This window comes from Methylobacterium sp. J-076 (assembly GCF_022829405.1).
GTDB lineage: Bacteria > Pseudomonadota > Alphaproteobacteria > Rhizobiales > Beijerinckiaceae > Methylobacterium.
The window spans coordinates 1-9,080 of record NZ_JAKSXW010000076.1 but is presented as its reverse complement, the minus strand read 5'-3'; the positions used below and the strand labels follow the sequence as shown (position 1 = coordinate 9,080).

Genomic DNA, 9,080 nt, shown 5'->3' with positions numbered 1-9,080 from the left:
CCCCCACATCTGGCCCGGCTTGTTCCGGTAGGCGGACTCGCTCTCGAACACGATCCGACTGGCCTCGACCGCCATCGGCCTTTTCCCGCTGAAAAGCAGCGCGCCGCAGTGATCCACGCGCAGCGTCCCATGCTCAGGGTGAACGGCGAATAGCTCGGGGGCGGTCCACCCTAGCCGGTGCGCCTCGGCGCCGAGCCGGTCGCAGAACTCAATTCCGGCCTCACGGATCGCGGCCCATTTCGCCGGCAGCAGGTAGCGGCAAGGCGAGGCGTTAGGCGACAGGTTCTCCAGGGCGCCGCGCCAGATCGCTGCGGCATCGGGGAGCATGGTGGGGGTGAGACCGAATGGCATGCCGCCGAGCTACCGCAAGGCTGCCGGGCGAGCCATGAGACCGCAGGCGGGTTTACCATGCTCTCGTCGCCCTATCTTGGCCGGCCTGAACGAGCTAGCCGCCGCCAATGCCATCGCCGCCAAGGACGCGGCCGAAGCCCTCATCGCACTTGGCTAGCCGATCCAGCCGCTCGGTCCCGATATGGAGTGCTGGCGGATCGGCGACCTCATCATGACGGGCGAGGATCTGATCGGACTCGCGACGCGGCGCGGCATCCGGCCGGCGAGCGATCCGATGCAGTAGGCTATGGCGAGCAAAGCAGTGCCAACCATCGGTGACATGCGCCGGAAGGCCATCATCGCGGACGCGGAGATTATGTCTGCGACTGAGACCTACCTCGGCAATCCGCCAGTAACATCGCTCGAGTTCGCCAGCGGCTACGTCCTCGACGGCTGCAAAACCGTGAAGGACCAGCAGCGGGCTAAGGCGATTCTCTCCAGGAAGATCGACTCAGACAACTATCGCCGGACGATAGTGTACGCAGCCGTGATCCTGGCGCCCCTGACCGCCGAGTAAAATTTCTGCTTTCAAAGATGTAGGTCGCCACATAACGGACGGACGAACGCGGACAGCGGACTTCAAATTATATTTAGAACTGGTTTTCGCAGCGAACCTCGCATTATCATGGCTGTAAATTTATATCTTTATCGCGGCATCCCAGTCTTTTATTCAAAAGTAGGTTGTTTTTACATATAGGCAGAGATCCTAAAAATCTATAAATTTGAATTTCAATAGATATCTTCAGCCTTTTCACGAGCCACCAATACGCACATTAGCGTGGTCTGATCTCAACTGAAGTCAGTCAGAAACCCATCGAACGCACGCTGAAGTCGTCGGCGGATACATCAAAATTACGTACTTACGTCCCGTAGAATCCATATACACTCGCCAAACTTTTTATTAACTTGGCCGTATTGGGTTTTCAAAGTTCTGATTCGTTTTTAATTCGTGGTTTGGCGGGAGGGGATGATGGCAGACGCCGTAAGAGAAAGCAGTGGCAAAACCAATTTAGATTCCAGCAGTTTTGCCAATTATCTGCTTGATTTACCGTCTTCTTTCAATTTTCAACAAACGCAGGATTTAGGTGTGCATGTATCAAATATATATCAAAAGTATTCAGATGGAAGTTGGACAAATTTAACTAATCCAAACACCATTCTGCTCTCGGCCGGTCAAACTACGAAGAGCATGTACGATCAGCTTGGCGCATCGCTATGGCACGATGTCGTCGAAAAAGGGTGGGATGAAATACTAGATAAGTTTGGCACAGCAGGCCAAGCCATCAAAGATGCAACCAATGTAGGAAAGATTGTTTCAAATTATTTTTCAAATCTGGTAGGTATATTGGATGAATCTTTAAAAGGATTTGATCCAGCAGTTGCAATAGGACCCGCATCGGCTCAAGATATAATATCTAGAACCAATGAAAACACAAAAGAGTTTCTCGACGATACCAAAGATTATCTAAAAGACAAATTCAACGGCCAAAGTTTGTACGAACAACTGCGCGATTTGCTCATGAAGCAATCGATAGGAGTCGATCCACTTGCCGCGGCCACAACGAAGTTCTTTGTCAATTCATATACGACCGACATAAGCACTATTAATTACAAAATAAATGTAGACTCCTATTATCTAGGATCTGGAAAAAATATATTTGTCGCAGGATATACAGGAGTTACAGTCACCGCTATTGGCGCACACCATAATGAGTCTGTATCTCTAAATGGCAATCTTGCCGAATTTAACTTCATTAGCAACCTCAATCTTGGCGCAGATGGTCACGAAATTTACGACCCAGCCAACAAAAATACTGTTTATACATTCCACGTGGATAGGATTTATTTTTTCCGATGGCGGCATTGTCAAACATTCAGACAGCCCGATGGTCGACGCGGTATACTACGCACTAAAAAATCCTGACATATTTAAAAGCCGGGCGGACACTTTCGATCATTTTAATCAGTACGGATGGCACGAAGGGCGCGATCCGAACGCTTTTTTTAGTACAAACGGTTATCTTGCCGCCAATCAAGATGTGGTTAAGTCGGGTATGAACCCGATGACACATTATGATCAGTTTGGCTGGAAGGAAGGGCGTGATCCCTCGGCCGGCTTTGATAACGAACTGTATCTCGCGCGTAACGTTGACGTGAAGGCCGCAGGGATCGACCCCCTCGCCCACTTCCTTCAGTCCGGTCAGGCAGAGGGACGCCAAGCCTATGACGCCATCGGCAAGGCATCCGATTTCACCCACGGATCGTTTGATGCCGAGTACTACCTTCTCACCAATCCTGATGTCGCCAAAGCGGCGCTGTCAGTTGGTGGCGATACATTCAAATTCGCCTATCAACACTATCAGTCCAACGGTGCTCAGGAAGGCCGTATGGCTGACGCCTTTTTCGACTCTGCCTACTACCTCGCCCACAACGCGGACGTGGCAGCCGCCCATATCAACCCACTGACCCATTACGACCAGTTCGGTTGGCAGGAGGGGCGCGCTGCCTCGGCCGCCTTCGACACGAAGGCCTATCTCGGCGCCAACCCGGACGTGGCCGCGGCCCATATCGATCCGCTGCTCCACTACCTGCAGTTCGGAGCGCTCGAAGGTCGGCACCTCGCCTAACAGGCGTGTCATCTAAGAGAACGAAGGATACCTGGTGGGGCGCCGCGAGGAGATCGAGGCGCCCCTTTCGATTTACAATTTCGCCAGCGCCCGCACCGTGATGATCGTCCCTCTCCGCGGCAAGCAGCTCGCGGTCGCAGGGGCGCCGAGCGGCCTCTGGCTCTGGGCCCACCGAGCATGATGCTGCTGCTGGTCGAGATGGGGTGAGAGAGGAGCAGACCGCGTACCTGGTCAGCCACCCCGGCGGACAGGCGCAGCCCCTCGCTGCCGAGGGCTGATACGCGACGCGGTCTGGAAGCAAGAGGACGAAGAGCAGTTAGTCGAATTTTTTCCGTGCCGTTGGGTGCGATCCCAGAACGGGAACAGTCACGCGTTCCTAAGGTTGCTGGCGCTCTCCTTACCGCTGCGGCGGTCGTTCTCGACGTCGTAGGAGATCTTCTGCCCCTCAGCGAGGTTGCGCATCCCAGCACGCTCAACGGCCGAGATATGAACGAACACGTCCTTGCCCCCGTCGTCAGGCTGGATGAAGCCGTAGCCCTTGGTCTCGTTGAACCACTTCACGGTGCCGGTAGCCATTTAGGTATCCTGGTAGACTCGATGGCCTACCAACGTGGCAGACCGTGTGGTTCGAACCGGACGACGCAGCAGCCCGTTCCCTCGATCAGACCTAGTCCCGCCCTGGTCCCGGTGCGAGACGGAACCACGACGGACACGAGTTTCGGAAGTGACGACCGAAACCCGCTACCCGGCCACCGCCTATTCGTCAGGCCAAGGCGATCCCGTCCCTCGTCATCGCCGCAACCCGCGCCGAGCTTACGACCGCGAGGGGCGCGAGATCCGGCCGATGGATCTTGCGAACGCGGCTCAGAACGGGGTCCGGTTCGTCCGCGCAATCTGCCCGCCGCCGTGCCGGCACGAGGGGGACGTGCCCTTAGATCGCTTCCCGCCGACGATGGCGGTTGGGGATGTCGGGTTGCGCCTCCGCTGCTCGGCGTGCGGGCGGAAGGGGCCGGAGACGGAGCCGGTGTGGCCGCTGCGATAGGCACCCGCTCGGCCCCGCCCCGATCTGATCACGGGGCGGGGGAGCGTCCGATCTCACCAGCGAGGGCCGGTACGCTACGCGGCCTCGTGAGCAAGATGGGCAAGGCCGGTTAGCGGGCCGTCTAGGACGCGATCCCCTGCCGTCCCGCGCCGGGACCGGGCATGAAAAGGCCCGCCACGGCTAAGCCGGGCGGGCGAGAAGACCCTTGGGAGGTTGCGCCGGTGTACGACGGGTGCCGCATTGCGACCACTTCATGGAATGCAAGGCCAGCACGCGAAAAGCGCACCCGCGGTCGAAGCCGCCGGGCATCGTGGAAGGGCGCTCGTTCTCTTTTCGTACCGGCGTGCTCGCCGTGCGGCAGCCCCGGCCCGACGCTTCGGCTACGGTTCGGCGTGCTTGAGGCGACACCATGCTGATCCTGTTCCCCACACCCCGCCGCATCGCCCTCTTGGGGCTCCTGCTGCTGAGTCTCGTGGTGCTGGCGGACTGGACGGCCAGGGTCGAACTCGCCAGGGCCGTCAACGCGGCCTTGAACGACGGCACCCGCGCGGTCGTGCAGATCACCGTCGCGAACGACTAGGCGGCGCCTATGCGCACCCTTCCATTCGTTCTCGCCCTCGCTCTCACCTCGCCGGCCCCTGCCGTGGCCGCGCTGGCCGACCCGCAGGCGCTAGAGCAGGCGTGGCATCGCTGTGTGCGGGACGCATTCGCGCATCAGCCGGCCGGGCAGAGCCGAGCTGGGAACGAGCGCAATGCCCTGGACGAGTGCAAGGACCGCGAAGATGCGTATGTCGCCGCACTGATGGCGACGCGCCCGCTATCGATGTGGGCCAGGGCCTGGACAGCGATCGCCGAACCGTTGTCTGCCTGGATCGGCATTCTCAGACGTTGATCCGAAGACTCAACGTGCATCGGACGTGCGGCAGAACACGCTGGGGGTGGTTACTTCAGCGTCGCGAACTTGGCGGACCTACTTGGCCAGGAAATTCGCGATCCCGCCGGTCTCGGCCTCTGCGGTAGCATGATCGGCCCCAAGGCGCCGGTAGAGCCCTGCCGCTCCTCGGTAGATGCCAGCCTCGGGCCTGTCGGTCCCAACGAACTTGGCGATCGACAGCATCTCGTCCTCCCAACGCGCAGCCTTCGAGAACATGTCGGGAAGCGTCGTCCGGAAACGGTCCAGCAGCGCCGGCTGGCTTGCGGCAAGCTCCGCCAAGAGAGCGGGCCCGGCACCTTCGCGTTGGGCCGCGAGAATCATTGTGGAAGCTACCGCCACGAGACCCTTGGTGATTCCGGCGTAAGCGAGCTTGAACGCCGAGGCTGCTCCGACGGGGCCGTCGAGGAAAGCGACCCGGAGCCCGTGCTCCCCGAGAATATGAGCGAGTTGGGCGTGGGGACCCGAAAAGTGGAAAGAAGGGCCAGGGGTACCTGGCTTCGGCGGGAAGCCGATGATGGCGCAGTCGATCACCCGGCTTCCGTGCAACTCGATCTCGTCGCGGATCCAACGCATAGCCGGGACGCCAACGGCGTTGCAGTCGACATAGGCTGGCTTATGGTCTGGGGACGAGGCCAGCGCGGCGGCGAAGCCAACCGCTGCGTTCTTGGCCTCAGCCGGGGGCACGATTGACAGGACGAGGGACGCCTCGGCGCATATTGCACCGAGGTCGGCGTCAACCATTCCGGCTTCGATTGCGCGCGCCTGACTGGTGGCGCTGCGCCCGTGTAACGGGGATAGGACCCGAACGCCGTTCTCAGACAACGTATGAGCCACGGCAGCGCCCATAGCGCCACAGCCGATGACCGCGATGGTAGTCATAGGATACGCTCCCCAGGGCTCAGATGGTCGCGAGGATTAGCACAACCAGCGAGATCGCCGACTCGACTGAGAAGGCATATGAAATATAACCAGCCGCGCAGAGAGCGATGCCAATGGTAATAGCCCAGACCGTGCGTTTGTGAGCCCGTCCGCGTGCATCGAGCGAAGCCACGTCTCGCTCAGACGCGGCGCCAGCCCGGCTGCGACGGATCGACGAGGGCATAGTTCACCGGCGCGATCCCGCAGATTGCGATGATCGCAGGCTCCGTCCCATCGCGCACTACCCCATCGTAGTGGGGGGTAGCGGCCACGCGGCGGACGTAGCTGCCAGCCTTTACTGGCACGCACGAGGCGGGATCAAAGTCTGGGCCACTGTTGCACCACCACGTTCCGGACAGCACCATGCACAACCGGTCTGTCGTGTAGTGGTGAGGGGCGCTCATGTAGCCAGGCCACCATCGCACCAGTGTGTAGTAGAGGCCGGTGTCGTTGATGTCGCCCGAGAGTGCGCACCGATCGGAGCACCGCTCCGGATACCCTTTGGTCGGGATCCACTCCAGCTGATCGGGCGAACGGATGATGGTCTGTGCGGGATTGAGGGGACTGGCCGCGGCCTGATCGTCGAGAAGAGCACCAAGGCCGATCGGCATCGCGCCGAGCAAGGAGGTCGCAAGCAACTCGCGGCGGCTAGTCCTCGTGTCGGTATCGTCGCTGGCACCCATGCCACTCACCCTTCCCACGACGCTTCCTCACGATGAGGGGCCGGAAGCGCTGGGGCAACTGTGCCGCGCGCCCGCTGTTCCAGGAGCTCTCGGATGCACCTGTCCCGCCGTCAGAGCGTGACCTCAGCTCCGCGCCCATGACCGTTGGGTAAGCAGTAGCCGAGGCCATGATCGCCGCTGTCGTCGGCACAGACGAATTGATCGGAGAGGGTGACAGGGTTGACGCGCATACAGCTCACAAAAGCTATTCCCGACGCGCGGCGGTCGCAGAAGTAGGTTCTGCGCCATCTACTAGCCGCATCAGATCGTCGTAACGAATGATGGTAGCTGCTTCGAGCTTGTAGACTTTCAGACGGTGCTCCGCGATCATCTGGTAGAGGGTAGATCGACTCACGCCCAGCATTCGAGCCGCGTACTTCGGCCGATAGGTAAAGGGCTGGATCTGCTGATCCATCATCGGCCCTGCAGATCGCCGCGCAACGTCACACCTATGCCTTCCGTTCCCGGAACCGGATCCCAGCCCCGCCTCCGTTCTCGGGGATGAATTCGAGGCCGGCGGTCATGCCTGATCGGCCTCAGAGCGAGACTTCGAGAAAAAACGTGCGAAACGGCCCGCGACGGTCTCTGCCAGAGCCTTCGATGGCTCTGCCTCCGCTGAAGGCGCTTCATCTTTCCTGTTCGCCATCTCGTAGACGACCTGCGTCAGAAGCGGGGGCCACTCCACGTCATGGCCTTGGAGGAACCGGGCAGCCTTCGCGAGGGCCAGCGCCTGCTCGGCAGGCACCGCACGCTTTGTGATCAAGGTGTCGAGCACGCGCTCTGCCAGCAGCGTCGATAAACGTACTGCTTCTGAAAGGCGTTCGGGGGAGGCAGGTTCGACGGTCACGCCTCGCCCCGCAGCCGCACGCCAGGCCGGCCGTGGTTCAGGAACTCAACGCCAGCCGCTTCTAGGGCGGATTGGACCCTACGCACGACATCGGCGCCACTAGTAATTTCGGCAGCTCCTTTGGCTTCCATCTTTCGGATCGTGTTGACGTGCAATTCTGCGCGCGAAGCGAGGTCGGTCTGTTCGACACCGAGCAGAGCCCGCGCGGCTTTGAGTTGATTGCCCGTCACAAGCATTGATGTTTGCCGCACACACTTGAGAGTTGACTGCACATACCGACACCGCTATATGTACCACACACACGGCGAGGTTTCCAGCCGACATAGTGAGGTCTCTAGCCGATGTCCAACCGCCGCCCGCTCAACTGGAACGCCGCCCTCCGCGACCTGAACGGCGACCGCCTTGCCGTCGTCCCCGGCCTCGTTACCGCCCGCAACCGCGTCTCGGCCTTCGCCGGCTTCCGCAAGACCCCGCTCTTCGCCGCTGGCCAGTTCAATCGCTCCGCCATCATGGCGCTCGCTGTCGAAGCCGCCCGCGACCATCAGGGCCGCTACGGCGGCACCTGGGCGCAGGCCATGTCCGTGTGCCTCAAGGCCGCGTGGCAGGCCGCCAAGATCGCCCGCACCGCCGCCGCGCACTGAGGGGGCGACCGTGCAGAACCCCGCGATCCGCCCCCCCGCCCAGCGCCTCCACGATGCCCGGCTGGATCATGCCCGCTGCCTCCGGCTGGCGGCTTGGTATCGCCGCCGCCTGTCCTGCGGGGAGCGCGCGATGCGCGAGCGGCACGATTGGGCGCTCGGTCAGGCCCGCCGCCTGCGCCTGCGCTTCCCCGGCCTGCTGAGCCAGCCTTCCGCCCCGTGACGAGCGAGTGATTCCACTAGGCCAATTTCGCCCCTTTTGAGGACGGAAGCCTAGCCCGGCCAGTCACTTAGTCGAGTGATTCCACTTCCACCGCCGAACCCACCGCCACGAGCCCCACGAGGAGCCCGAACGATGACGCACGCCCGCACGACACTCCCCACCATGAGCCCAGTCCACGTCGCCATCGCGGCCCACCGCGCCGCCTACGACGCCTTTCAGATCGCCCCCGAGGGCGAGGCGTCCGAGCGCGCGGAAACCGCCTACGACGAAGCCAGCATGGCCGTTGTCGCGGTAGCCTGCACCACCACCCCCGAGGCCCTGGCCCTGTTCCAGCATCTGGCATGGTGGGTTCTGGACGAGGCCGAGTTCGCCGCCGGCCACCAGCCCGCCTACGACATCGCCATGGCGCGGGCGAAGGACCTCAGCCTGTACCTCGGTACGCTCACCGGCCCCGCCCCGATCCCGCAGGCCGCGCCGTCCGGTCGCCTCGCCGCCTACTTCCCGCGCCGTTCGGTGCCAGTGATCGACCTTCGCTCGCGTGTGTCGGCGGACGCCCCGGAGGACGAGGAGACCCCCGGCGCAATCCGCGGATGGGAAGCCGTCACCCCTGTTCGTCCCGATACGCCGCACGTCCGCGCCCTGCGGTTCCTCGACCTCACGGGCGAGGCCCTGACCGCGCTCGCCATCATCGCCGGGGGCATCGCTGCCTACGGCTACCTGCCGCTCGTCTGACCTGCCG

14 protein-coding genes are annotated in these 9,080 nt (G+C 61.4%); 8 read left to right on the top strand and 6 right to left on the bottom strand.

Going from position 1 to position 9,080, the window contains the following annotated elements; genetic code table 11:
• Window positions 1–351 (bottom strand): hypothetical protein (locus MKK53_RS06475; protein WP_243927877.1); only part of this gene is annotated, 351 nt, incomplete at its 3' end.
• 286 nt (window positions 352–637) lie between these two features.
• Here MKK53_RS06475 and MKK53_RS06470 point away from each other — a divergent pair.
• From MKK53_RS06470 to MKK53_RS06460, 3 genes are all read left to right on the top strand, one after another.
• The gene (locus tag MKK53_RS06470) at window positions 638–907 is read left to right on the top strand and encodes a hypothetical protein (protein ID WP_243927876.1); all 270 of its coding nucleotides are present in this window, start codon (window positions 638–640) and stop codon (window positions 905–907) included.
• Window positions 908–1,357: 450 nt separating this feature from the next.
• Window positions 1,358–2,314: a hypothetical protein gene (locus MKK53_RS06465; protein ID WP_243927875.1), complete on the top strand. Its 957-nt coding sequence runs from the start codon at window positions 1,358–1,360 to the stop codon at window positions 2,312–2,314.
• Entirely contained in the window at window positions 2,277–3,017 is a 741-nt protein-coding gene (locus MKK53_RS06460; RefSeq protein ID WP_243927874.1) for a hypothetical protein, read from the top strand. Before MKK53_RS06465 ends, MKK53_RS06460 begins: the two co-directional genes overlap by 38 nt.
• A gap of 366 nt (window positions 3,018–3,383) precedes the next feature.
• Here MKK53_RS06460 and MKK53_RS06455 read toward each other — a convergent pair whose 3' ends face one another.
• Window positions 3,384–3,593, bottom strand: coding sequence for a cold-shock protein (locus MKK53_RS06455; protein WP_243927873.1), 210 nt, complete (start codon window positions 3,591–3,593; stop codon window positions 3,384–3,386).
• An 875-nt stretch (window positions 3,594–4,468) separates the two neighbouring features.
• Between MKK53_RS06455 and MKK53_RS06450 the strand changes: the two genes are divergently transcribed.
• Complete coding sequence (locus MKK53_RS06450; RefSeq protein ID WP_243927872.1) at window positions 4,469–4,639, top strand: hypothetical protein; 171 nt, start codon at window positions 4,469–4,471, stop codon at window positions 4,637–4,639.
• 63 nt (window positions 4,640–4,702) lie between these two features.
• A complete protein-coding gene (locus MKK53_RS06445) occupies window positions 4,703–4,951 on the top strand; it encodes a hypothetical protein (RefSeq protein ID WP_243927871.1) in 249 nt (82 codons plus the stop codon).
• Between the two features lie 78 nt (window positions 4,952–5,029).
• On the opposite strand, the gene MKK53_RS06440 is transcribed toward MKK53_RS06445, so the two are convergent.
• From MKK53_RS06440 to MKK53_RS06425, 4 genes are all read right to left on the bottom strand, one after another.
• Window positions 5,030–5,872 (bottom strand): NAD(P)-dependent oxidoreductase, encoded by an 843-nt coding sequence (locus tag MKK53_RS06440; protein ID WP_243927870.1) that lies wholly within the window; start codon window positions 5,870–5,872, stop codon window positions 5,030–5,032.
• 179 nt (window positions 5,873–6,051) lie between these two features.
• The gene (locus MKK53_RS06435; RefSeq protein WP_243927869.1) at window positions 6,052–6,594 is read right to left on the bottom strand and encodes a hypothetical protein; all 543 of its coding nucleotides are present in this window, start codon (window positions 6,592–6,594) and stop codon (window positions 6,052–6,054) included.
• Between the two features lie 244 nt (window positions 6,595–6,838).
• A complete protein-coding gene (locus MKK53_RS06430) occupies window positions 6,839–7,051 on the bottom strand; it encodes a helix-turn-helix domain-containing protein (RefSeq protein ID WP_243927868.1) in 213 nt (70 codons plus the stop codon).
• 102 nt (window positions 7,052–7,153) lie between these two features.
• Window positions 7,154–7,480: a hypothetical protein gene (locus MKK53_RS06425; protein WP_243927867.1), complete on the bottom strand. Its 327-nt coding sequence runs from the start codon at window positions 7,478–7,480 to the stop codon at window positions 7,154–7,156.
• 341 nt (window positions 7,481–7,821) lie between these two features.
• Between MKK53_RS06425 and MKK53_RS06415 the strand changes: the two genes are divergently transcribed.
• The 3 genes from MKK53_RS06415 (at window position 7,822) to MKK53_RS06405 (ending at window position 9,073) form a co-directional block, all read left to right on the top strand.
• Window positions 7,822–8,121, top strand: coding sequence for a hypothetical protein (locus MKK53_RS06415; protein ID WP_243927865.1), 300 nt, complete (start codon window positions 7,822–7,824; stop codon window positions 8,119–8,121).
• A gap of 10 nt (window positions 8,122–8,131) precedes the next feature.
• Window positions 8,132–8,341 (top strand): hypothetical protein, encoded by a 210-nt coding sequence (locus tag MKK53_RS06410; protein ID WP_243927864.1) that lies wholly within the window; start codon window positions 8,132–8,134, stop codon window positions 8,339–8,341.
• A 132-nt stretch (window positions 8,342–8,473) separates the two neighbouring features.
• Complete coding sequence (locus MKK53_RS06405; protein ID WP_243927863.1) at window positions 8,474–9,073, top strand: hypothetical protein; 600 nt, start codon at window positions 8,474–8,476, stop codon at window positions 9,071–9,073.
• Window positions 9,074–9,080: the final 7 nt, after the last annotated feature.